Here is a 23,385-nt window from a genome sequence, read left to right on the forward strand (position 1 = left end):
ACCCCGCGAAGCAGCGGGCCATCCCACGTGAACTCGGTGGTTCCGCCGTGGGACTCGGTGAACGAGCGCAGTTGGCCGGTGCCCCAATCGTCCAGTACACGATCGCCCCCGTCGAGCAGCATCCGATCGCGTCGCCCCGCAGCGTGCTCGCGCGGCGTCCCGCGGACGCTGACCATGCCATCGCGACCCAGGGCACGTCCCGGTCGGCCCGGAGGCGTCGCGCCCAGGCGTTCGCCGTCGGTATCGTCGTCGAGCTCGGGCACGCCGCTGTCCAGACCCTGCGCACAGCGCAGGGGCCCAGGATCATCGTACCCGAAGCGGCGTCACCTCAGCGGGCTCGGCCTGCGGCGGCGAGAGGACTCGAGCCGCGGGCGCGAACGCAGGGCTCGCGTGCGTGGCGGCTTGGCCGAGGACGATGGGAACGGCAATGGTCACGGCAGCGCCGTGCGGCCGGGGAAAGCTCCAGCGTCGGACGCGGCGCGCCACGCAGCGGACGACGCTCGACTGCGCCAGCGCTGGCGATGGCCGGACCACGGCCGCGATCGTGCGCTTGCGTCCGATGCGAAACCGAAGCACGAGCTCACCGTGCAGCCCCGGGTCGCGGCGGAGCGCTTCGCCGTAGCACGCGACGATCTCTCGGAGTCGTCCCCGCACGATCGCTCGCGCGAGGTGTTCGTGTTCCGCGGCGTCCGACGACGCTCGACCGATGCGGACCCGCGGTACCCAGCGGACGCGCTCGCCGAGGCCGCCGGTCCCGATCGGCTCGCGCACGAGCTCGTACATCCCGCTGGGCGCGGCCTCGTCCACCCGGGGCGGGCGGGCGCCATCCACGAGCGTGGGCGCGGGCGTGCTGCGATGCTCGTGGGCGCTGACGATGGTGGGCGGCGGCGCGTCGTCCTCGCGATCGCGGGCGTGTGGCGCACAGGCCGACGCGACCAGCGAGCCGTCGATCGCGAGCAGTCCGAGCAGCAAGCGCAGGCCGATCCGCCGCGCGGACGAGCCCGTGCACGGCCCGCTGCGACGCGCCGGCGACGTCGCGAGGGCCATGGCGTCGCGCGGATGCACCGGGACGCAGACCGCGGTGGGTCGAAGAAGTTCCCTGGCGAACAAGGACGGCGCCGCGCTTCGACGCCCGCCGCGGGCTCGGCCGGCGCTGCGCCCACGGGCTCAAGGTGCGTCGGGCGCCGGCATCGGCTGTGCGTCGTCGTGCTCGACGTCGCAGGGCTCGTCGCCGCAGACTTCGGTGTTGGGCACGCAGCACGCAATCTCGCGCTTGGGCATGTCCCAGCCCGTGCGCGGCCAGTTCGCGCAGAACCTCGTGCACTGCGTCGCGCCGTTGGCCGCGCACGCGGCCAGTGCCGCGAGCTCGGCCTGCGCATAGTCGTCGCCCACGCCGACGCCCTGTGCGGTGCGCCAGCCGTCGGATGCCGTGGTCTGCTGCGGCGGGCAATCCTCGGCACCCGTCAGCGGATCATGATAGCCCTGACCGAGGTCGGTGCAGGTGCCCGCAGCCGTGCCGGTGTTGCCGGGGCTGTTCCACTCGCACGCGCAGTCCTTGCCGCGCCCCTCGGCGGTCACCGAGATCTTCCCATCGGGTAGCACCGAGGCGAACAGGGGCGTGCACGTAGAGGTCATCGCGCTGCCGGTGACGCGATAGCTGCAGTCGACGATCTTCAGCTGCTCGCCATCGACGCAGCTGGGCGCCGCGCGGGGTTCGGCGTCGGTGTCGTCGCCGTCTTGGGCGCCGCTCGACGACGCAGCGTCCTCCTCGAGCTCGACCGGGTCGTGCATACAACCGAGCGACAGCACAGCGCAGAGGGTGAGGAAGGACAGGGGGGAGAGGGTGGACAGCGACATGGCGGGTGGCTCCTCGCGCCGGGCGTCGGCGCTCGCCAGGCTCCGTCCGACGAGCGCGGCGAATCGATCACGGCGGATCGATCACGATCGCTCGCGGGCGTCGGCGGCCCCGCGCGGCTTCGGCCCCAAGCGCTGGCCTGCTATCGTGGCGAGCGATCGTCGTGCACGGGCCCCAGGACACGCAGACCGGTCAGGTTCGTCGCGGCACGCCCGGGCGCAGCGCCCGGGTGGCCGACCACGGCATGCCGCCGACGGCGGCCCTGCTCGGGGGCCGCTATGTCGTGCTCGAGCGCATCGGCGAAGGTGGCATGGGCGTGGTGCATGCGGCCTACGATCGCGAGCTCGACCGACGCGTCGCGATCAAGGTGCTGCATCCCGGCGCCACGAAGGACTACGGCCGTCGGCTGCTGCGCGAGGCGCAGACGCTCGCTCGGCTGTCGCATCCCAACCTCGTGCCGGTGTTCGACATCGGTTGGGCCGGCGACGAGCTGTTCGTCGCGATGGAGCTCATCGGCGGGCAGAGCCTCGATCGCTTCGCCGCCGCGCATCGACCTGCGTGGCGCGAGGCATTGCCGCTGCTGCTCGACGCGGGCCGGGGGCTCGCGCACGCGCACCGCCAGGGCCTGGTCCACCGCGACTTCAAACCCTCCAACGTGCTGGTCGGCGACGATGGACGCGCCCGCGTGGCGGACTTCGGCCTCGCGCGTCCAGTGCGGTTCCCGTCCTCGGAGGTCCGCGCCGACGAGCCCGTGGCGTCGTCGCCAACCGCCGCCGGCTCGCTCGTCACGCGGCCCGGGGAGACCCCTGGCACCCCAGCCTACCTGCCACCCGAGGCGCGCGATGCCGCGGCGTTCGACGAGCGCAGCGATCAGTTCAGCTTCTGCATGACCGCGTGGGAGGTGCTGTGCGGTGTGCGGCCGACGAGAAATCCCAGCGACGGTGGCGTGATCGCGACCGTCGCGCCCGGGCGTGCGGTGCCGCGATCGATCCGACGCGCGCTGCTGCGTGGCATGGCGGTCGATCCGGCCGCGCGACACGGCTCGATGGCCGAGCTACTCGCGCGCCTCGACGTCGCCGCGCGCCGTACTCGCGTGCTGGTGCTCGGACTCGTCGCGACCGCCACGGCGGCGCTGGGAATCGCCTACGTCATCGGTCGCGGCGGACCCTGCGACGAGGCCGCTGGGGCGCTCGCGTCGGCGTGGAACGAGCAACGTCGGGAGCAGCTGCGCGCGCACTTCGAGCAGCTGCCGGGCGCCGATGCGCTGCACGACGCGGTCTCGTCGGCGCTCGATCGCTACGGCGAGCAGTGGACGCAGATGCGCGGTGAGGCGTGCGTTGCCCATGCCATCGAGCATCGGCAGTCGGCCGATCTGTTCGACCGCCGCATGGGGTGCCTCGACGAACGACGCGCGGCGCTGGATGCCCTGGTCGGCGCGCTGCTGCAGACCGACGCGCGCGATGTGTTGCTCTCGGCGCCGAGCGCTGCGCGTGAGCTGCCACCGGTGGCGAGCTGCGGCGACGCCGAGGCGTTGCTGGCGATGGCGTGGCAGCCGAGCACCGAGGCCGAGCGCGTGCTCGCGTCGCGGCTGCAGGGCGAGCTCGGCCAGGTGCAGGCACTCGAGCACACCGGTCAGTATCGCGTGGCGTTGCCGGCCGCCGACGCGCTGGTGGTCGACACCGAGGCGCTGCCGGCCGGTTCACCGCTGCGTGCCAAGGCGCAGCTGCTGCGGGCGAAGCTGCGACGCGACAACGGCGACGACGAGGGGGCCTTCGCCGCCTACAAGGCCGCAGCCGAGGCGGCGGCCGCCGCCCACGACGACGGCACGTTGGTCGCGGCGTGGCTGGAGCTGGTCTCGCTGCTGGCGGCCCACGTCGGGCGCGAGCAGGAATTCGAGACGGTCGCGGCCCTCGTCGAGGGGCTGATCGGTCGACTCGGCTCGCCGCCGGTCCTGCGGGCGCGCCTGCGCGAGAGCCGAGCCCGCATGGCGGTGAGCGCGGGTCGCTTCGACGATGCGGTCGCGCACGGCCTCGCCGCGGTCGAGCTGCTCGGCGAGCTCGACGATCCGCTGCTGCGCGCGCGTCTCGAGGGATCGGCGGGGCTCGATCTGCAGCTCGCTGGGCGCTACGAGGAGGCCGTCCATCACTTCGAGCAGGCGATCGCGAGCTCGAGCGAGGTCTTGACCCCGACGCACCCGCAGATCGGCAACGAGCTGGTGAACCTCTCGCTGCTGCAGCCCCCGGCGCAGGCCGAGGCGTCGCTGCGGCGCGCGGTGGAGATCCTGCGGGCGAGCTTTCCCGACGGCCACCGCGACGTCGCCAAGGCGCTCGCCAACCTCGGACTCGCACTGCTCAACCGCGGCGCCTACGACGAGGCCGAGGCCACGCTGCGCGAGGCGCTGGCGATGCAGCGATGGGTGTATCCCAGTGGCCATCCTCATACGGCGATGACGCTGGCGTTCCTCGCCGACACCCTCAACGAGGTCGGGCGACGCCCGGAGGCGCTGGGGTTCGCCCGTGAGGCGCTCGAGATCCGGCGCGTGCACCTGCCGGCCGATCACGCCGACATCGGACGCGCGCTGCGGCTCATCGCGTCGATCCACTTCGATGCCGGCGATGTGAAGCAGGCCCGCGCGGACTACGAAGCGGCGCTGGCGGTCTTCGATCGCGCGCTGCCGCCCGATCACCCCCTGGTCGCGGGTGCGCTCAACGGCATCGGCGAGTGCGCCGTCCTCGAGCACGATGCCGAGCGCGCGATCGAGGTCTGCACCCGAGCGCTCGCCATCGAACGCCAGGCCCGCGGCGAGGATGCCCTCGAGCTGGTGCCGCACCTGTCGTGCCTGGCGTCCGCCCATGGCGACCGCGGCGAGTACGAGCTCGCGATCACGCTGCTCGAGCGCGCGCTGGTGCTGTGGGCCGATCAGGATCTCGGCCCGCTGTTGCCGGCGCAGATCAAGCTGCAGCTCGCGACCGCCCTCGACCACGCCGGCCGGGATCGCGAGCGCGTCGTCACGCTCGCCACCGAGGTGCTCGCTGCGGTCGCCGCCGAGCCGCAGGCCCGCGAGCGCATGGTCGCGCCGGCGCAGCGCCTGATCGCGGGCGGGTAATTTTTCTTCGGTCATGGCGGAAAATCGTCGGACCGGGCTGTGTCAGCTGCGGGTGAACACGAGAAGCTCGACCATCGGCGTCGTCTGTCTGCTCGCAGCCGCAGGGTGCAGCCGGTCGGACGAAGCATCCGAGTCCGACGGCGCCGACACCGTCTTCGTGCCCACCGACGGATCGGGGGCAGGGCAGTCCGGCGGCGGTTCGGGCAACTCCGGTGCGGGCGACGACGACGACACGCAGACGCCCGGCGACGACACGCAGACGCCCGGCGACGACACCGGCAGCGGGGGCGCCGGCGGGTCGTGCGACGGCCAGTGTCTCGCGCTTCCCGATGGTTGGTCGGGTCCCGTGCAGGTCAGCGCCGGGGCGTGTGGCGGCGACTTCCCCGAGGCGATGGTGCAGGCCCATCGCGGGCTCACGGCCTCGGCCGCGACCTGCGGGTGTGCGTGTGGCGACTCGGTCGGCGTCGGCTGTGGCAACGCACAGGAGCTCGACTACGACACCGCCAGTGGCTTCGCATGCCCAGCTCTCGCCCACTCGGCCGCCGGTCTCAGCTGTCAGAACATCCCCGGCTTCGCAGCGGAGGCGGGCGATCGTTTCGCGTTCGAGATCACCAGCCCCTTCTCGCCGCCGGGCAGCTGCCCGGCGATGGCGCAGGTCGACATCGAGCCCTCGCAGTGGGCGGAGACGCTGTCGATCTGTGGCCTCGCGGCGCCGTGGCCGAGCTGCGCCGACGCGACGCTGTGTGCGCCCGATGTGATCGACGGTGATCTGTGCGTCTATCAGGAGGGGGACGGCGACTGCGGTGACGCCGGGGCCTTCACCGAGCGCGTCGATGGCCTGTTCGCGTCGGTCGTGGACGATCGTGGCTGCACGCCATGCACCTGCGGGGATCCGGAAGGACACTGTCGCGTCGCCACGATCTCGTTCTACGACGGCACGTGCACCAACTCCAACAAGGTCGGCGAGCAGTACTTCGGCGCATCGCAAGGCTGTGCGGCGTTGCCCGGCGGGCCGGTCTCGCGGTTCCGCATCGACGACTTCCAGCTCCCGCTGCAAGACGCGACCTGCACGCCGTCGGCGTCCCTCCCGACCGGCGATGCGACCGCGCAGGATCCGATCACCGTGTGCTGTCTGCCCGGATGACGACGCAGAGCGACCACGTCGAACCGGCCCGTCGAACCGGCCCGTCGAACCGGCCCGTCGAACCGGGCCGGCGCAAGGGCGAGGCGCGCCGGGCACGTTGCGACGCAGCGACGGTGCCGCCCCCGTCAGAGCTTGCCGAGCACGCGAGCGAGCCGTGTGAGTGCGTCGTCGATCGCACCGCGATCGATGTCGAGCACCGGCCGGAAGCGGATGCCCGCGTTGCCGCAGGGCAGCACCAGCATGTGCTCGTCCTTCATGGCGGCCTTCACGACGTTGCCGCGGATCTCCGGGCTCGGCAGATCGAACGCGCACATCAACCCGCGGCCGCGCACGTTGCTGACCGGACCGCCGGGCTTGGCGAGGCCGCGCAGACCGGCGAGCAGGTGCTCACCCATGTCGCGCGCGTTGTCCAGCAGGCGCTCCTGCTCGATGATCTCGATGTAGCGGGTGGCGCGGACCATGTCGACGATGTTGCCGCCCCAGGTCGAGTTGATGCGGCTGGGCACCTTGAAGCACGAGTCGACCTCGTCGACGCGGGTGGTGCTCGCGATGCCACACACCTGGGTCTTCTTGCCGAACGAGAACACGTCGGGCTGCACGCCGGTGTGCTCGAAGGCCCACCACTTGCCGGTCAGGCCCATGCCGCACTGGATCTCGTCGAAGATGAGCAGGATCTCGTGCTCGTCGCACAGCGAGCGCAGCGTCTGCAGGAACTCGGGGCGGAAGTGGTTGTCGCCGCCCTCACCCTGGATGGTCTCGAGGATCATCGCGGCGATGTCGTGGCCGCGTTCGGCAATCGCCGCGCGGATCTCGGCGACCGTCGCCTGCTCGGCCGCGATGGTCGCGGCCTGGGCGGCCTCGTCGAAGGGGAAGCGCATGGCCGGCGTGCTCACGCGCGGCCATGGGAACTTCGGGAAGTACTGGGTCTTCTGCGGCGCGAAGCCGTTGGTCAGCGAGAGCGTGTAGCCCGAGCGGCCGTGGAAGGCGCTGCGGAAGTGCAGCACCTGCGTGCCGAGCAGGTCGTCGTCGCGACCGCTGCACAGCCCGCGCGCGATGTTCTTGCGGACCTTCCAGTCGAACGCGACCTTGAGCGCGTTCTCCACCGCCAACGCGCCGCCCTCGATGAAGAAGAGGTGCTCGAAGTTCGCCGGCATCGTGCGGCCGAGCGCCGCGACCCAGTCGGCCATCGCGGGCGTGTAGATGTCGGAGTTCGAGACCTTGGTCAGGGTTGCGGCCTGCAGCTTGGCGGCGAAGTCGGGCGTGCGCAGCTTGGGATGGTTGTGGCCCACCGGCATGCTCGCGAAGAACGAGAACATGTCGAGGTACGGCGTGCCGCCGATCGCATCGACCAGGTGGGCGCCGCGGCTGCGCTCGGTGTCGTAGACCAGCGGGAAGCCATCGACCAGCATCCACTCGCCGAGCACGCGGTGGACCTCGCGGGGATCCGTCTGGAAGGTGGGTTCGTTCATGGGCCGCTCCTGTCAGGATCCACGCGCTCGCGATGAACGCCGTCGATCGTGCGGCGCACCATACAATGAAGGCGTGCGCGCGACGGTTGTCGCGGCTACGTCGCGCGATCGCGGCCGCAACCGCGGCCAAGCGGGCATCCGGCCGAGGCGCGCCGCAGGCAAGGTCTGCCCGCGTACGGTTGAGGCAGCTCACGCGAGTCGCAACGCAGCGTCGCGCGGAGACGCTCGCGGATCGGCGGGGGAGTTCTCCCTCTGCGCCCGCGAGGATCCACCAACGCAGACGATCGATGCGCGTGACGATGAGGTCCTCTGCCCTCGATCGACCCCGATGGGTTGCTACACTCCAAGATGGTGGCAGCGCGCGAGCAACGACGACGGACATGGCGTGCGATCCCAGCGCTGGGCTGGTTGGCTGCGCTGGGCCTCATCGCCTGCGGTGCCGAGAGCCCGCCCGCGGTCGGTGACGACACGCTGGGCGATGGCATCACCGCCGGGCTCACGCAGGGCAGCGGCAGCGGCAGCGGCGACGACGACGTCGAGGCCGACGACGACGGCCCCAAGCTCGACATCGGCGCCGAGACCGGTGCCGACGGCTCGCCGGTCGACACCATGGGCGAGAACTGCGACGGCCTGGTCGCGACGATCCGCGACTTCTCGAGCAGCCACCCCGACTTCGAGACCTACGGCGGCAACACGGCCTCGGTCGGCCTGGTGATGACCACCCTGGGCGTCGACGACACGCCCACGCTCGATCCCGCCTACGCCGGTGCGCCGATGATCACGAGCGCCGCGAGCTTCGCCGACTGGTACCACGACGTGCCCGGCACCAACATGCCGTTCCCCATCGACCTCGGGCTGATGGAGGACACACCGGGCATGTTCGTCTACGACAACTCCGCGTTCTTCCCGCTCGACGGCATGGGCTTCGGCGACGAGGGCAACGAGCACAACTACCACTTCACGACCGAGGTCCACACCAGCTTCACCTACTTCGGTGGCGAGACCTTCACCTTCCGCGGCGACGACGACCTGTGGATGTTCGTGAACGGCCAGCTCGCGATCGATCTCGGCGGCCTGCATCCCGCGCTCGAGGACTCGGTCGACATGGACACGCTCGGCCTCACCGTCGGCGAGACCTACCCGATGGACATCTTCCACGCCGAGCGCCACACCAACGAGTCGAACTTCCGCATCGTCACGACCATCGATTGCTTCGTGACGCCGCCGCCACCGGCGTAGCCGCCACCCGCGGGCCGGATGGCCGCCGACGGCGGCGCGCGTGGGCTCGCGCGCGTGGGTGCGGGTTCGCGCCCGAGCGTGCGAACGGGGTCCTGGGCCGCGGATGTCGGCTTTCTGGGGGGCCGGTCGCGTTCGCCATCTCACGTTGACAACACCGCGTGCTTCGGCGTCCCCTTGCCGCTCACGTGAAGGTCGATCTCAGCGGGCAAGTCGTCGTCGTCACCGGTGCGGGGCGTGGCATCGGCAAGGAAATCGCCAAGGTCGCCGCCGAGGCCGGCGCGACCGCGGTGCTGGTCTCACGCACCGCGGCGCAGCTGGACGCGGCGGTGGCGGAGATCGAGGCCGCCGGCGGCAAGGCGGTCGCGATGCCGGCGGATCTGGTGGAGCCTGCGGCGGCCGGCGCCGTGATCGCGCAGACCCTCGAGCGCTTCGGCCAGATCGACGTGCTGGTCAACAACGCCGCCACCAACTACGTCGCCAATCTCGTGATGGCCAAGGCCGACGCGTGGCGCGACCTCTACGAGCTCAACGTCTTCGCGGTCATGCGCGCGACCCAGGCTGCGATCAAGCCCATGATCCGCCGCAAGCGTGGGCGCGTCATCAACATCGGCTCGGTCTCCGGCGAGCTCGGCGCGGCGTACAACACCGCCTACGCCTCGAGCAAGGCCGCCATCGACGGCTTCTCGCGCTCGGTCGCGAAGGAGGTCGCGAAGCTCGGCATCACCTGCAACACCATCCGCCCCTGGCACGTCGACACCGAGCTCGTGCACGACGCCATGGCCAGCCGCGCCAAGCTGTTCGGCAAGACCGCCGAGGACTACATGGCGATGATCGTGGCCCAGAGCCCGCAGCAGCGCCTCATCACCGCCCGCGAGGTCGCGGCGCTGGCGGTGTTCCTGATGTCCGACGACGCCCGCGGCATCACCGGCCAGTCGCTGAACGTCTGCGGCGGCTATGCGATGGGATGATCGCGGGGCGGCCGTGGCACAGCCGGTGATGGCCGACGACGGTGAGATCCGCACGCTGCTCCGCGACGACGGCGTGTCGCTGCGCTACCGCGTGTGGCCGGTGCCGCAGCCGCGCGCGACCGTGGTGCTGTTCAACGGCATCATGAGCCACTCGCTGTGGTTCCGGCCGCTGCAGCCGGCGCTGGTCGCCGCCGGCTACACCGTGGTCGGGGCCGATCGTCGCGGCAGCGGCCCCAACCCCGAGCACCGCGGTGACGCGCAGTCGGCCAACGTGCTGGTCGACGACGCACGCGCCGTGATCGCGGCCGAGCACGATGGCACGCGCCCGCTGGTCGTGGTGGGTTGGTGCTGGGGGGCGATCCTCGCGGTGCACGTGGCGCTCGCGCTGGGCGAGGGCATCGATCGCTTGGTGCTGGTCACGCCGGGGCTGTGCCCGACCGCCGAGGTGCGCGACGCCGCCGCGGCCGGGGCCAGCGCCGCGAGCCGGTGCGCCGAGGACGAGCCGTGCGTGCCCACGCCGATCCGCGACGAGCTGTTCACCGATGGGCCCGCGCTCGAACAGTTCATCCGCGTCGATCCGCTGCGGCTGCGGGCGATCACGCCGCGGTTCTCGGCGCTGTCGCACAAGCTGTCGGCGGTCGCGTTGGCGCGGCTGCCCCGCATCCAGGTGCCGACGCTGCTGGTGCTCGCCGAGCACGACGGCGCCACCGACAACGCGCAGACCCTGGCGGCGTTCGAGCGCGTCGGCGCCGAACGCCGCCGCGTCGTCACGCTGCCGACACACCACGGTGTGAGCTTCGAGGCCCCCGAGGCGCTCGCGGCCGCCATGGTCGAGTTCGTCGACGCGCCCCCCGTGCCAGAAGCGAGGCCTTAGATGACCGCCCCCGAGTACAGATCGCAGCAGGCCCGCGTGTTCGTCGACGCGCTCGCCGATTCCGCGACCACCCAGCAGCAGCTCTTGCAGCAGCTGCTGGCCGACAACCGCGAGTCGGAGTTCGGCCGCGCCCACGAGTTCGCGAAGATCCGCAGCTTTGCCGAGTACCAGCGTGCAGTGCCGGTGCGAAAGTACGAGGGCTTCGAGTCGCAGATCGATCGCGTGGTCGCGGGCGAGCAGGGCGTGCTCACGACCGAGCCGGTCAAGCGCTTCTTCCTGACCTCGGGCTCGACCGCGAAGTCGAAGTACATCCCGGTCACCAACACCTTCGTGCGCGCGAAGTCGCGGGCGTTCGGCATCTACTGGGCCGAGGTGTTCGCGCGCCACCCGGCCGCCAAGGCCGGGCGCATGGTCACCAACTTCTCGGACTCCGGCGAGGCCGTGAAGGCGCCCGGCTCGGGGCTGCCGTGCAGCTCGGAGAGCGCATACTGGGCCGGTGTGACGCGGGCGACCTCGCTCACGCAGACGCCGATCATCCCCAAGAGCGTGGCGCAGATCGGCGACTCCGACGGTCGCTACTACGCCATCGCGCGCATCCTGATGGAGGAGGACTTCAGCGTCATCATGACCCTGAACCCCAGCACCATCGTGCTGCTGTTCCAGAAGATCGCGCAGTTCGGCGCCGAGTTGGTCGCCGACGTCGCCGCCGGCGGGATATCGGAGCGCGTTCGCTGTGGCGACGAGGTGCGGCGCACCATCGCCCAGCGCTACACCGGCAACCCCGCGCGTGCCGACGCGTTGGCGGCGTTGCTGGCCGGGGAGGGGCTGCTGGCGCACCGCATGTGGCCGGCGCTGCGGCTCGCGATCTGCTGGCGCAGCCCGATGCTGCAGCCCTACCTCGAGCTGCTCGCGCCGCAGCTGGTCGACGTCGCCGCGCGCGACTACATCCTCATGGCCTCCGAGGGGGTGATGGCGATCCCGATCGAGGACGAACGCAGCGGTGGGCCGCTGGCGGTCGGCGTGCACGTCTACGAGTTCATCCCCGAGGAGCAGTACGGCCGCGCGGATGCCGAGGTGCTGCTGCCGCACCAGCTCGAGGACGGCAAGACCTACGTGCTGGTGCTGACCAACGGCAGTGGGTTGTATCGCTACGACATCGGCGATGTGGTGCGCGTGCGCGGCTTCGTCGGGACCACGCCGTGCATCGAGTTCCTCCACCGTGCGGGCGCGACCTGCTCGCTGACCGGCGAGAAGCTCACCGAGGATCAGGTCACGCAGGCGGTCCGCGACGTCGCGCGGGCGCTGGACCTCAAGCTCGCCGGCTTCACGCTCGCGCCGGCCCGGGGTGGCTTCCCGCGCTATGTCGCCTACGTCGAGTTCGACGGCGAGGTCGAACGCCGCCACCTGCAGGCCTTCCCCGAGCGGCTCGACGACGCGCTCGAGCAGCACAACATCGAGTACGGCGGCAAGCGCTCGTCACAGCGCCTGGCCGCGCCCGAGCTCGCGGTCGTGCGCGCCGGTGGCTACGACGCGCGGCGTCGGCAGCGGCTGGCGGGCGGCACCAGCGACAGCCAGATCAAGCCCACCCACCTCAGCCGCGATCCCGACTTCGGCGATCAGTTCGACATCGTCGAGCGCTTCCATGGCAATCCGTGAGATCGAGCTGTGGCCGCTGCGGATCCCCTTCCGCGGCAGCTTCGGCCACGCCGCCTCGACCCGCGACGCTGGCGAGCCGGTGCTGGTGCGGCTGGTCGACGAGGCCGGGCGACAGGGCTGGGGCGAGGCGCTGCCGCGGCCCTACGTCACCGGCGAGGACGTCGGGAGCGTGCTCGACCGCGACGGCCCGGCGATTGCCTCGCGCCTGCGCGCGCTCGATCTCGACGACGTCGCGGGCACGATCGCGTGGCTGCGACGGGCGATCGACGAACACGTCGACGCGCTGGCCGCCTTTGGTGCCTTCGAGCTCGCGCTGCTCGATCTCGTGGGCCAGCGCGCCGGTGTGTCGCTGCTCGACCTGCTGGGTGGCGCCCACGGGGCCGCGCTGCCGGCCGGCATCGTGATCGGCTTCGAGGTCGCGACCGACAAGCTCGCGCGTCACTGCGCGGCGCTGCGCTTCGGCGGTCGCAGGCACGTCAAGGTGAAGATCGGTGCCGACGACGACGAGGCACGGCTGGCGATCATCGCCGGCGTGCTGAAGGATCTGCCGCTGCGGCTCGATGCCAACGCGGCGTGGAGCGCACAGGAGGCGATCGCGCGGCTGTCGGGCCTCACACGCTTCGCGATCGCGTCGGTCGAGCAGCCGGTCGGCAAGCACGACCTCGCGGGCCTGCGCCGGATCCGGCGCGAGCTCGGGCTGCGCGTGATGGCCGACGAGTCGGTGTGCAGCCTCGATGATGCCCGCCGCCTGGTCGAGGCCGAGGCCTGCGACATCTTCAACGTGCGCCTGGGCAAGATGGGCGGCGCGCTCGGGGCCGCCCGCATCTGCGCGTTCGCGGCGACCGCCGGCGTGGCGCTGCACCTGGGCACCATGGTCGGCGAGACCGGCGTGCTGTCGGTCGCCTCCGAGCGCTTCGGCCAGGCCACGCCCGGGTTTGATTGCCTCGATGGAAAGGGGCAAAATGCGTTCCTGCTCGCCGAGGACATCCTCGAGCCCGACGTCGAGATCTCCGCATCTGCGCCGGGTCTCGGCCTTCGCGTCAGCGAGGCACGGGTGCGGGCCCACGCGATCGCACCCGTGCGACGCTGCTAGCCGCTCCACTTCTTCACACCGAGAACGAAGCCATCCGCATGTCGACCCAGGACGAACTGCTCACGTACATCAAGACCGAGCTCACGCAGAACGCGGGGGACCTCGACGCCGAAACCAACCTCGCGGGCGTGGTCGACTCGACCGCGGTGATGGAGATCGTGGTGTGGATCGAGGGCAAGTACGGCTTCGACGTCGAGATCGACGACATCCAACCCGACAACTTCGGTAGCGTGGCCAAGCTGGTCGCGTACATCGAGTCGCACCGCAAGAAGTGAAGGGGCTGCCGCGTGCCCATGCGTCTGTTCGAGCTGCTCCGCCAAAGTGCCGCGCGCTGGCCCGACAAGCCCGCCGCGGTGTTCCCCGGTCGTGAAAGCATCAGCTTCGCCGAGCTCGATCGGCGCAGCGATCAGGTGGCGCTGCGCCTGCGCCGGGTCGGCGTGGGGGCCGGCGATCGCGTGGCGATGTTCCACGACAACTCGCTGCCGGCGCTGGTGTGGTTCTGGGGCATCTTGAAGTCGGGCGCGCAGAACGTCGACGTGCCGACCTTGGCCGGCCGCGCGACCATCCAGGGCGTGCTCGACGAGGCGCGACCGCGGGCGATCGCGGTCGATGCGAAGCAGCTGCCGAAGATCCTCGACGGCGAGGAGCCGGTGAAGCTGCCGCCGATCTGGCTCTCGACCGCCGACGCCGAGCCGTTCGCGAAGGCCCGCGAGGCCGGGTTGCACGTGCTCGATGACATCCTCGCCCACGAACGCGGCGAGCGCTTCGAGCCGGACGGCGACGCCGACGACGTCGCGATGATCGTCTACACCTCGGGCACCACCGGCCGTCCCAACGGCGTGATGCTCAGCCACACCAACTTCATCTCCAACCTCGCCGCCGCCAACGAGCTGATGCAGCGCTCGGATCGCGACAGCATCTTGGTGGTGGTGCCGCTCTATTACATCCACGGCCGCATGCAGCTGCTGCTGCACGCGATGCTCGGCGGTACGGTGTACTTCTCGGCCGGCTTCCAGTTCCCCCAGAAGGTGCTGATGGAGCTCACCGAGTACGGCACCACCGGCTTCTCGGGCGTGCCGTACCACTTCAAGCAGCTGCTCGATCGCAGCAAGATCGCCGCGACGCCGCCGCCGGCCCTCGAGTACGTGCTCGTCACCGGCGGCGCGCTCACGCCCGACGAGCTCGATCGACTGCACGGGGCGATCCCCGGCGCCGCCATCCATCTCGCGTACGGGCAGACCGAGGCCGCGCCGCGCATCACGTGGGTCGGCCCCGACGATCTATTCCGCAAGCGCGGCGGACTCGGCCGCGCGCTGCCGGGCGTGACGCTCGAGATCCTCGGCGGCGACGGCGAGCCGGTCGGCGCCAACGTGGTCGGCGAGGTGGTCGCGTCGGGCCCCAACATCATGAAGGGCTACGTGTCCGGCGACGAGCGGGCGCTGGGCAAGATCGACGAGCGCGGTCGCCTGCGCACCGGCGACCTCGGCTACCTCGACGACGACGGCCACCTGTTCCTGGCCGGTCGCAGCTCCGAGATGATCAAGAGCGCTGGCGAGCGCATCTTCCCGCAGGAGATCGAGGGCGTGATCGCCAAGCACCCGCGGGTGCGCGAGGTCGCCGTGATCGGGCTGCCCGATCCGATGCTCGGCGAGCGCATCGCCGCCTACGTGTGCCTGAGCGAGGGCCCGGCGGTCGAGCTGGCTGAGTTCCGCCAGCACTGCCTGTCGGCGCTGCCGTTCGTGCGCGTGCCTCGGACCTTCGAGATCGTCGACGACCTGCCGCGCACCGACTCCGGCAAGGTCAGCCGCGCCAAGCTCAAGCAGCAGGTGCTCGGCAAGCCCGCGGAGCCGGTGTGACGACGCCCTCCGACGCCGACCTGCGCTCGTTCCTCGCCGCGGTGAAGGGCGCGCGCCCGTCGGACCTGCTGCGGGTCGAGCACGAGGTCGACCCCGAGCACGAGACCGCCGCGATCCTCACGCTGCTCGAAGGCCGCCAGCGCTCGCCGATCCTCTACTTCGAGCACGTGCGCGGCTGCGCGTGGCCGCTGGTCACCAACGTGTGCGGCTCGATGGGGCGGCTGGCGCTCGGGCTCGGCTGCGGCATCAAGGAGGTCGCGGCCCGCTACGCCGACGCGGCCCGCCGTCCGCACCCGCCGGTGGTGGTCGAGGACGCCGCGGTGCATGCGTGCGCGATGGAGGGCGACGCGGTCGACCTCCATCGCTTCCCGGCGCTGCGCTACCACGAAGACGACGCGCCGCAGCCGTACCTCACCGCGGCGATCGTGGTCGCACGCGACCCGGACGATGGTGTCACCAACCTCAGCTACCACCGCCTGATGATCGCCGGACGCGATCGCTGCGGCATCTACATCGAGCCCGGTCGCCACCTCGACGGCATCCTGCGCAAGCACGTGGCGGCCGGCCGTGATCTGCCGGTCGCGGTGATCCTTGGCGCCCATCCGGCGTGGAGCCTGGGCGCGCTGTTCTCGGGGCCGGCCGCGACCGACGAGTACGACATCATCGGCGGCATGCTCGGCGCGCCGCTGCCGGTGGTGCGCTGCCGGCACGATCGCGAGCTGCTGGTGCCCGCCAACGCCGAGTTCGTGCTCGAGGGCCGCATCGCGGTCGGCGAGACCATGGACGAGGGCCCGTTCGGCGAGTTCACCGGCTACGGCACCGGTCGCACCCGCTCACCGGTGCTGCACGTCAGCGCGATCCGTCACCGCGAGCAGCCGATCGTGCAAGACATCGTCTCGGGCCACCTCGAGCACCTGATGCTGTCGATGCCCGCGCTCGAGCACCGCTGCCTGCGCGATGCGACCGCGGTCGCACCCGGTGTCACCAAGGTCGCGCTGGTGGCCCCGCTCACCGCAGTGGTGGCGTTGCGCAAGCAGGACGACGACGAACCGCGGCGCATCGCCGACGCGCTGCTGCAGGATGTCTACAGCAAGGTCGTGATCGTCGTCGACGACGACGTCGAGCCCTCCGACATGGCGCGGGTCATGGCTGCGATTGCGCTGTCGTGTCAGCCCCACCGCCACGTGCGGGTCATCGAGGGCCTGCGCGGGACCCCGCTCGATCCTTCGTGCGTCGACGAGCACGGCACCAGCAGCAAGCTGGCGATCGACGCCACCCGGCCGCTCGCGCCGGTGCGCGCGGTGACGAAGAATCGCATCCCGCAGGCGGTGCTCGATCGCATCGATCTGGCGGCGCTGCTCGGGCGGCGGTGAGCCAGGCGATGGGGCTCGTCGCCGTCGGCGCGGTGTCGCCGTTCGTGCAGGACCTCGCGATCGCGCTGGGCGTCGCGGCGGTGACCTCGGCGCTGTGTCGACGCTTCGGTCAGCCGGCGGTGCTGGGCTACCTGCTGGCCGGGCTCATCGTCGGGCCGTACCTGCCGGTGCCTTTGTTCGCGGACCCCGCGCGCATGCAGGCGCTGTCGGAGTTCGGGGTGGTGCTCGTCATGTTCGGCATCGGGCTGCACTTCAGCCCCGCCGACCTCTCGAAGGCGATCCCACGCGCGGGCGTGGTCGGCTTGGTGCAGATCAGCCTGATGGCGTGGTTCGGGCTGGTGATCGGCGGGCTGCTGGGCTTCACGACCCTCGGCAGCTTGTTCCTCGGCGCGGGTCTGTCGATCTCGAGCACGATGGTGGTGGCCAAGGCATTGGCCGATACGCCGGTGTCCGAGCCGGTGGTCGAGCTGGTCTACGGCGTGCTGGTGATCCAAGACCTCGTTGCCGTGGTGATGATTGCGGCGCTCACGACCGCGGCCTCGGGGGCCGGGCTGCAGGCCGGCGAGCTCGCGCTGACGATCGCGCAGCTGCTCGGCTTCCTGCTCGCACTGGTGGCGGCGGGCTCGATCGTGGTGCCGCGGTTGCTGCGGCCGGTGGCGGCGATGGGCCACCCCGAGACGCTGCTCGTGGTCGCGGTCGGACTCTGCTTCGTGCTCGGCATGGTGGCGGTGCAGGCCGGCTACTCGGTCGCGCTCGGTGCCTTCGTGGCGGGCTCGTTGGTCGCACAGTCGGGCATCGGCGAGCGCGTCGAGACGCTGGTGACGCCGGTGCGAGACCTGTTCGCGGCGGTGTTCTTCGTGTCGATCGGCATGATGGTCGATCCCGCGGTGGTTCCTTCCGTGGGTCTGATCGCGCTGGGGCTGTCGGTGGTCATCGTGGTCGGGCAGCTGGTCGCGGTCACGCTGGCCGGCTTCCTCGGCGGGCGACGGCTGCGGGTCGCGCTGCAGGCCGGCCTGGTGCTGGGGCAGATCGGCGAGTTCTCGTTCATCCTCGCGCAGCTCGGCGCCGACAAGGGCGTGGTCGATCCGCGGCTGGTACCGATGATCGTGCTGGCCGCGATCGTGACCGCGATGACGACCCCGGTCGCGATCCGGCACGCCGATGCGATCGCGGGCTTCGTCGAGCGACGGCTGCCCGCGCGGGCCCACACCGTGATCGCGCTGTGGGGCACGTGGCTCGAGGCGCTGCGCAAGGCCCAGGCCGGTCGACGCATCGAGGGCGTGCGCCGGTGGATCCTGCTGGCGCTCGTCGATGCCGCGATCGTGGTGGCGATCCTCGTCGGCACTGCGATCGTCGAGCCCCGGCTCGAGGTGTGGCTGGCCAAGCTCGGCGTCGGTCTCGAGGGCAGCGCGATCGTGATCGGCATCGGCAGTGCGTTCGCGTGCGCGCCGTTCGTGATCGGCATCATCCGCTGCGTGCGGGCGCTGGCGACCGCGCTGGCCGAGGCCGCGCTGCCGCGACCGAATGCGACCGATGGCGAGCGACCGGTCACCGATCTCGCGTTCGCGCCGCGGCAGGTGCTGCGGGTGGTCATCGGGCTGTTCGCCTCGCTGGCGCTGGCGCTGCCGATGATGGCGATCACGCAGCCGTTCGTGCCGCCGTGGATCGCCGCGCCGCTGGTGCTCGCGCTGCTGGCTCTGGTGGTGGTCACGCTGGCGCGCCGCGCCGGTGCGCTCGATGGCCACGTGCGGGCGGGCGCGCAGGTGGTCTCGGAGCTGCTGCGTCGCGGCGCGCAGGCGGCCGCACCGACGGAGGCGGCGACCGAGGACACGCGCTTCGATCAAGTGCTGCCGGGGCTCGGCGACATCACGCCGTGCACGTTGGCCGCGACCTCGTCGGCCTGCGGGCGCACGCTCGGGCAGATCGATCTGCGCGGCCGCACCGGCGCGATCGTGCTGGCGATCGAGCGCGACGACGCCCACATCGTGGTGCCGTCGTCGGCCCAAGAGCTGCGCGCCGGCGACGTGCTCGCGCTGGTCGGCTCGCGCGAGGCCATCGCCGCCGCGCTCGAGCTGCTGAAGGCGTGATCGCGGGAACCGCTGCGTGGTGCCGCGGGTGTCACGGGGCCGTCCATGCCACACGCCGCTCGCTTCGTCCTCGCCTCGTTCGTCCTGTGGTTGCCGCTGGCGTGCGCCCACGGGGCCCCGCCGTCCCCGGCGGTCGCGTCGGTGCCGAGCTCGCCATCGGCCGTTGCGCCACCGGCCGTGGGCGAGCGGCTGCTCGTCGACCCGCAGGCGTGGCCGCAGCTGTCGAGCGCGCTCGTGGGCAGCTGGCGCGGACCCGACGATCGCGTGCGCCTCGAGTCGCTCGCGATCGCCAACGGCTCGGCGCTGCTGCAGCGCTGGCGCTTCGCTGGCGGCGGCGAGACCATCGACGTCTTCTTCGCCGACGGCGAGGGCATGGGCGTCACGCACTACTGCAACCAGGGCAACCAGGCCACGCTGCAGGCGGTCGCACGCGAGGGCGACGCGTGGGTGTTCGAGCAGCGCGGCGTCACCAACTTCGTGGCCGGATCGAGCGCGCTGTGCCGGCTCTCCGTGCGCGTGCAGGACGACGCGCTGAGCATGGACGAGCAGTACTGCGATGCGACGGGCACGCCGGTCGGCGCGCCCGAGCGGGTGGCATTCACGCGGATGCCGTGAATTCCGCGGCGCTGCTCCACGTTGCTGTGGGCGAGTGCACAGCGGGGTGGCACCCGCTTCGAATCGAGGCGCCCGCGGGTCCGTCGGCAGCGGGTGCATGCTTTCGCGCGCCCGCTTCGCCACGCCGTTGGTCCTCTCGCTGCTGCCGGCCGCGTGCGTGTGGACCTCGGACGGCGGCTTCGCCCAGCGCCACGAGTCGAGCTGGGAGGCCAGCGTCGCGTCTGCGCCGGGCTCGTTCGCGGGCGAGCCGATCGTCGTGCAGGGCGAGGGCGACGTGACCATCGTCGGCGTCGCGGGGCTCGATCACGTGAGGGTCACGGCGGGCTTCTACGCCGGTGCAAACGACGATGACGACGCCGAGGCGGCCTTCCGCGACGTCGCGACGCAGCTGTCGATCACCACCTGGCAGGACGTGTGGCTGGTGCAGTGCAACCAGGCGGCCGCCGATCACGGCAGCGCGGTCGCGTCCGCGACCGGCTGCAGCCACATGCGCATCGAGGTGCCGCAGGGCACCCGCGAGGCGCCGCTGGTGCTGACCGCGAGCACCGACTTCGGCGGCATCCATCTCTCGCAGGTCGTGGTCGAGGGCCTCAGCCTGCGCGCGCCGTTCGGCCTGGTCGCCGATGTGGTGCCCACCGACGGCGCGGCGATGGAGATCGTCGGCGACGACGATCTCGTGAGCGGCATGTGCTCGAGCTGGCTGCGGGTACCCAGCGGCACCGCCTTCGACGCGCTGACGATGAGCGTGTCGCAGCTCGAGCGCGGCTACGTCGGCGACGATCCCGATGATCCGCAGTTCTGGCTGCAGGTGCAGCTCGAGGGCTTCGACGGCGCGCCCACGCTTGCCGATCACACCCGCAGCTGGTCCGGCGCGCTGGCCGGCAGCGGTGCTCGGGTCGAGCTCGCGACCGTGCACGCCGACCTGGGCAAGGCGATCGTCACGACCGGCGAGGTGCCTGCGGCGCAGGGCAACCTCTGCGCGTCGCTGTCGCTGCCCGGCGGCTGGCAGACCCCCGAGTGATGGGCGAGCGACTTGCCGCCGCGGGCGGGGGCGCGCATGCTGACGTGATGCGATGCTTGGGCTGGATGGTGGTGGGCGGGATCGTGTGCGCGTGCGGACCGGTGGTCGCCGACGACGGCGGTGCGGATGGCAGCAGTGACAGCGGTGGTGCCTCGGGCACCGCGACGACCGGGCTCGACAGCTCTGCCACCGGCACCGGTACCACCGTAGCGTCGAGCACGACGTCGACGTCGATCTCCACCAGCGGCGACCCCGATGGCAGCACCGGCGAGGCGCCGCAGGGCGAGATCAGTGGACGCTTCCTGCTCGCGTTCTCGGCGGTCATCGATCCGACCCATCCACTGCAGTGGGAAGTGCAGGTGAAGGACTCGGGCGCCGGCGCTGCGCGGACACTCGAGCTGGTGTTGCAGCCGTTGTCGCTCGACGTCGGCTCGACCACCACGCCGCGCCAGCCGGTCGGCACGCCGACGCCGGTGGTCGTCGAGGTCGGCGACGACGGGGCCTTCACGGTGCCGCTGCCGGGGCTGCAGGTCCCCGGTGAGGCCAACCCCATCACCGGCGGCGACCTCGGGGTGTCGCTGGTGCTCGCGGCGGGCATCCGCTCGCCGGATCTGTGGTGCGGCGAGGGGATGGGCACCGTCACGCAGCCGCTGATGCTCGATCTGGCGGGCTCGACCTTCGCAGCGGCGCGCGTCGACGACGGCGCGCCGCTGCCCGACGCGTTCCCGACCTCGTGCCCGCAGTGACGATCGCCCGCGTGTCGCGGCGGTTCTGCCCGAGCGCGGCGCGCGGGCGCGCGCATGGACAATCGCGCGCGCGCTCGGGCATCCTCGCTGCCGCATGAAGCGTTACGAGACCGACGTGCTGATCATCGGCGGCGGCGGAGCGGCGACGGCCGCGACCATCGCGGCCCACGAGGCGGGCGCGCGCACGCTGCTGGCGGTCAAGGGGCAGTTCGGCGTGCCCGGCGTGCGCGGGGCCGGGGCCACCAGCAACCCCAAGGCGGACTTCTGGACCATTCGCACCGTCGGCCCCAAGGGCGGTCTCTTCAACCCGCCCGACGCGACCTGGGCCGACATGGTCCAGGCCGGGCTCGGCACCGCCGACGCCAAGCTGTGCCGCGTGTTCGTGGACGAGGTCGCCGATGCAATCAAGCGCCTGCGCGGCATGGGCATGAAGTTCCAGAGCAAGATGCTCGCGACCATGCCGGCCTCGCCCGACACCAAGGGCACCAACAACATCGTGCAGATCCAGAAGGCGGTGATCGCCGGCACCAACACCCAGGTGGTCGAGCACGCCAACCTCACCGATCTCATCGTCGAGAACGGCCGCTGCTTCGGCGCGGTCGGGGTCGACGACGACGGCGAGCCCTTCGTCATCGATGCCGGCGCGGTGGTGCTGGCGACTGGCGGCGTGGGCCAGCTGTTCCAGTACAGCTTCAACCCGCCCGGCAACACCGGCGACGGCTACGCGATGGCGCTGCGGGCCGGTGCCGAGCTCTTCAACATGGAGTTCATGCAGCAGGGGCTCGCGACCACGTGGCCGACCCAGGCGATGATCATGCTGTACGAGATGCCGGAGCCGTACCGGATGTTCAACCGGCACGGCAAGTCGTTCGTGCACGAGTACCTGCCCGACGGGTTGTCGCTGCAAGAGGTGAGCAACCTGAAGGCCTACCACTGGCCGGTGTCGAGCCGCGACGCTGCGATCCACCTCGATCGCGCGATCCATGGCGAGGTGCTCGCGGGGCGCGCGACCGAGCACGACGCGGTGCTGCTCGATCTCTCCGGCACCAAGCGCGGCTTCCAGCCCGAGGTGTTCGTCGAGTACATGCACGGCATCGGCATCGATCTCGAGCGCGACCTGCTGCAGATCCAGCTGCACCACCACACCAGCAACGGCGGCGTGCGCATCGACGAACACGGCCACTCACGGGTGGTGGGCTTGTTCGCGTGCGGCGAGACCTGCGGCTGGCAGGGCGCCGATCGCCTCGGCGGTACCATGCTCGGCGGCTCGCAGGTGTTCGGCTGGCGTGCCGGTGGCCAGGCCGCCCACGTCGCGAAGGATCGCCCGGGCCCGCAGCTGCGCCAAGACGGCCTCGATGCGCTGCTGCTGCAGCGTGTCGCGAAGCTGCGGGCGACCGGCGGCAAGACCCGCCCGGGCGCGCTGCTGCCCGCGCTGCAGCGCACGATGTGGCGCGAGCTGCTGGTCGAGAAGGACGCCACCAAGCTCGCGCGTGCGCGGGCGTTCGTGCAGGAGCAGCGCGCGCGGATCGACGACGACCTCTGCATCGGCGAGCCCTTCGACGTCGCGCTGGCGTTCGAACAGCGCAACCTGCTCGACGTCGCCGAGGTCATCATCGGTGCCGCGGAGTTCCGCACCGAGAGCCGTGGCTCACACGTGCGCGCCGACTACCCCGAGCGGGATGACGCGCAGTGGCTCACCAACGTGTTCGCGACCCGCGAGGGCGAGACGCTGTCGCTGCGCAAGCAGTGGGTGAACGAGTCGTGGTCCTCGCAGGACGGCGACATCCGCATCCGCCCCTGGGGCTAGTACCTCGACACAGCGATAGTGACGGGCCATAACACCGCCCTGACCGCGCCTCGCTGCGTTGCCGCACCTTGAAATACGCCCGGTATTCCGGCGGCACGGCGCCTTGCGGAGTCGCGGCCATGACGGCGTTCTGACCCATCACTATCGCTGTGTCGAGGTACTAGCAGGGTGCGGCGGAACGCGAAGCGTTCTTCCGGGACCCTGCTAGCGCCGACGCTCGCCGCCGCGGGGCGCGAGGCCGGCGATGCGCCGCCTGTCGGGCAGGAACGCGCCCCACAGCGTGCGACTGTAGGGCGGCTCGGAGGGCGGCCACGGCTCCTCGACGATGCCCACGGCGGTGGGCTTGGCCGGCGCGGCCACGGCGATCCGTCGCAGCACCAGGCGCCCGAGCGTGCGCGCGGGGGGAGAGGTCGGGTCCGACGGGCTCACGCGCGTCACGCTAGCGGTCGCGCCCGCGTGCACGCAAGAAACCGCCG

At 71.5% G+C, this 23,385-nt stretch carries 19 protein-coding genes; 15 read left to right on the forward strand and 4 right to left on the reverse strand.

Going from position 1 to position 23,385, the window contains the following annotated elements:
• Window positions 1-303: 303 nt before the first annotated feature.
• Together IPH07_02985 and IPH07_02990 are read right to left on the reverse strand one after the other, a co-directional pair.
• The gene (locus IPH07_02985; protein ID MBK6916345.1) at window positions 304-1,047 is read right to left on the reverse strand and encodes an AgmX/PglI C-terminal domain-containing protein; all 744 of its coding nucleotides are present in this window, start codon (window positions 1,045-1,047) and stop codon (window positions 304-306) included.
• Window positions 1,048-1,167: 120 nt separating this feature from the next.
• A complete protein-coding gene (locus tag IPH07_02990) occupies window positions 1,168-1,857 on the reverse strand; it encodes a hypothetical protein (protein MBK6916346.1) in 690 nt (229 codons plus the stop codon).
• 161 nt (window positions 1,858-2,018) lie between these two features.
• Here IPH07_02990 and IPH07_02995 point away from each other — a divergent pair, with 161 nt between their 5' ends.
• Together IPH07_02995 and IPH07_03000 are read left to right on the forward strand one after the other, a co-directional pair.
• Window positions 2,019-4,961 carry a tetratricopeptide repeat protein gene (locus tag IPH07_02995; protein ID MBK6916347.1) on the forward strand — a complete coding sequence of 981 codons (2,943 nt, stop codon included), beginning with the start codon at window positions 2,019-2,021 and terminating at the stop codon, window positions 4,959-4,961.
• Window positions 4,962-5,013: 52 nt separating this feature from the next.
• The gene (locus IPH07_03000) at window positions 5,014-6,105 is read left to right on the forward strand and encodes a hypothetical protein (GenBank protein ID MBK6916348.1); all 1,092 of its coding nucleotides are present in this window, start codon (window positions 5,014-5,016) and stop codon (window positions 6,103-6,105) included.
• 125 nt (window positions 6,106-6,230) lie between these two features.
• Here IPH07_03000 and IPH07_03005 read toward each other — a convergent pair whose 3' ends face one another.
• Window positions 6,231-7,574, reverse strand: coding sequence for an L-lysine 6-transaminase (locus IPH07_03005; protein MBK6916349.1), 1,344 nt, complete (start codon window positions 7,572-7,574; stop codon window positions 6,231-6,233).
• 348 nt (window positions 7,575-7,922) lie between these two features.
• Between IPH07_03005 and IPH07_03010 the strand changes: the two genes are divergently transcribed.
• From IPH07_03010 to IPH07_03070, 13 genes are all read left to right on the forward strand, one after another.
• Window positions 7,923-8,813 (forward strand): fibro-slime domain-containing protein, encoded by an 891-nt coding sequence (locus tag IPH07_03010; GenBank protein MBK6916350.1) that lies wholly within the window; start codon window positions 7,923-7,925, stop codon window positions 8,811-8,813.
• A 185-nt stretch (window positions 8,814-8,998) separates the two neighbouring features.
• The gene (locus tag IPH07_03015) at window positions 8,999-9,781 is read left to right on the forward strand and encodes an SDR family oxidoreductase (GenBank protein MBK6916351.1); all 783 of its coding nucleotides are present in this window, start codon (window positions 8,999-9,001) and stop codon (window positions 9,779-9,781) included.
• Between the two features lie 13 nt (window positions 9,782-9,794).
• Window positions 9,795-10,655: an alpha/beta fold hydrolase gene (locus IPH07_03020; protein ID MBK6916352.1), complete on the forward strand. Its 861-nt coding sequence runs from the start codon at window positions 9,795-9,797 to the stop codon at window positions 10,653-10,655.
• Window positions 10,656-12,311, forward strand: coding sequence for a GH3 auxin-responsive promoter family protein (locus IPH07_03025; protein MBK6916353.1), 1,656 nt, complete (start codon window positions 10,656-10,658; stop codon window positions 12,309-12,311). It abuts the gene before it with no gap.
• A complete protein-coding gene (locus IPH07_03030; GenBank protein MBK6916354.1) occupies window positions 12,298-13,404 on the forward strand; it encodes a hypothetical protein in 1,107 nt (368 codons plus the stop codon). Before IPH07_03025 ends, IPH07_03030 begins: the two co-directional genes overlap by 14 nt.
• 38 nt (window positions 13,405-13,442) lie before the next feature.
• Complete coding sequence (locus IPH07_03035; protein ID MBK6916355.1) at window positions 13,443-13,679, forward strand: hypothetical protein; 237 nt, start codon at window positions 13,443-13,445, stop codon at window positions 13,677-13,679.
• A gap of 18 nt (window positions 13,680-13,697) precedes the next feature.
• The gene (locus tag IPH07_03040) at window positions 13,698-15,260 is read left to right on the forward strand and encodes an acyl--CoA ligase (protein ID MBK6916356.1); all 1,563 of its coding nucleotides are present in this window, start codon (window positions 13,698-13,700) and stop codon (window positions 15,258-15,260) included.
• Window positions 15,257-16,633 carry a UbiD family decarboxylase gene (locus IPH07_03045; GenBank protein MBK6916357.1) on the forward strand — a complete coding sequence of 459 codons (1,377 nt, stop codon included), beginning with the start codon at window positions 15,257-15,259 and terminating at the stop codon, window positions 16,631-16,633. Before IPH07_03040 ends, IPH07_03045 begins: the two co-directional genes overlap by 4 nt.
• A complete protein-coding gene (locus IPH07_03050; protein MBK6916358.1) occupies window positions 16,630-18,720 on the forward strand; it encodes a cation:proton antiporter in 2,091 nt (696 codons plus the stop codon). The genes IPH07_03045 and IPH07_03050 overlap by 4 nt, the downstream gene beginning before the upstream one ends.
• A 45-nt stretch (window positions 18,721-18,765) precedes the next feature.
• Window positions 18,766-19,335: a hypothetical protein gene (locus IPH07_03055; GenBank protein MBK6916359.1), complete on the forward strand. Its 570-nt coding sequence runs from the start codon at window positions 18,766-18,768 to the stop codon at window positions 19,333-19,335.
• Window positions 19,336-19,432: 97 nt separating this feature from the next.
• On the forward strand, window positions 19,433-20,356 hold the full coding sequence (locus IPH07_03060) for a hypothetical protein (protein MBK6916360.1): 924 nt from the start codon (window positions 19,433-19,435) through the stop codon (window positions 20,354-20,356).
• A gap of 65 nt (window positions 20,357-20,421) precedes the next feature.
• The gene (locus IPH07_03065) at window positions 20,422-21,102 is read left to right on the forward strand and encodes a hypothetical protein (protein ID MBK6916361.1); all 681 of its coding nucleotides are present in this window, start codon (window positions 20,422-20,424) and stop codon (window positions 21,100-21,102) included.
• Between the two features lie 94 nt (window positions 21,103-21,196).
• Window positions 21,197-22,909, forward strand: coding sequence for an FAD-binding protein (locus tag IPH07_03070; GenBank protein ID MBK6916362.1), 1,713 nt, complete (start codon window positions 21,197-21,199; stop codon window positions 22,907-22,909).
• Window positions 22,910-23,113: 204 nt separating this feature from the next.
• On the opposite strand, the gene IPH07_03075 is transcribed toward IPH07_03070, so the two are convergent.
• Entirely contained in the window at window positions 23,114-23,338 is a 225-nt protein-coding gene (locus IPH07_03075) for a hypothetical protein (GenBank protein MBK6916363.1), read from the reverse strand.
• Between the last annotated feature and the right edge of the window lie 47 nt (window positions 23,339-23,385).

Source organism: Deltaproteobacteria bacterium, from assembly GCA_016709225.1.
GTDB classification, from domain to species: domain Bacteria; phylum Myxococcota_A; class Polyangia; order Nannocystales; family Nannocystaceae; genus Xiheibacterium; species Xiheibacterium phototrophicum.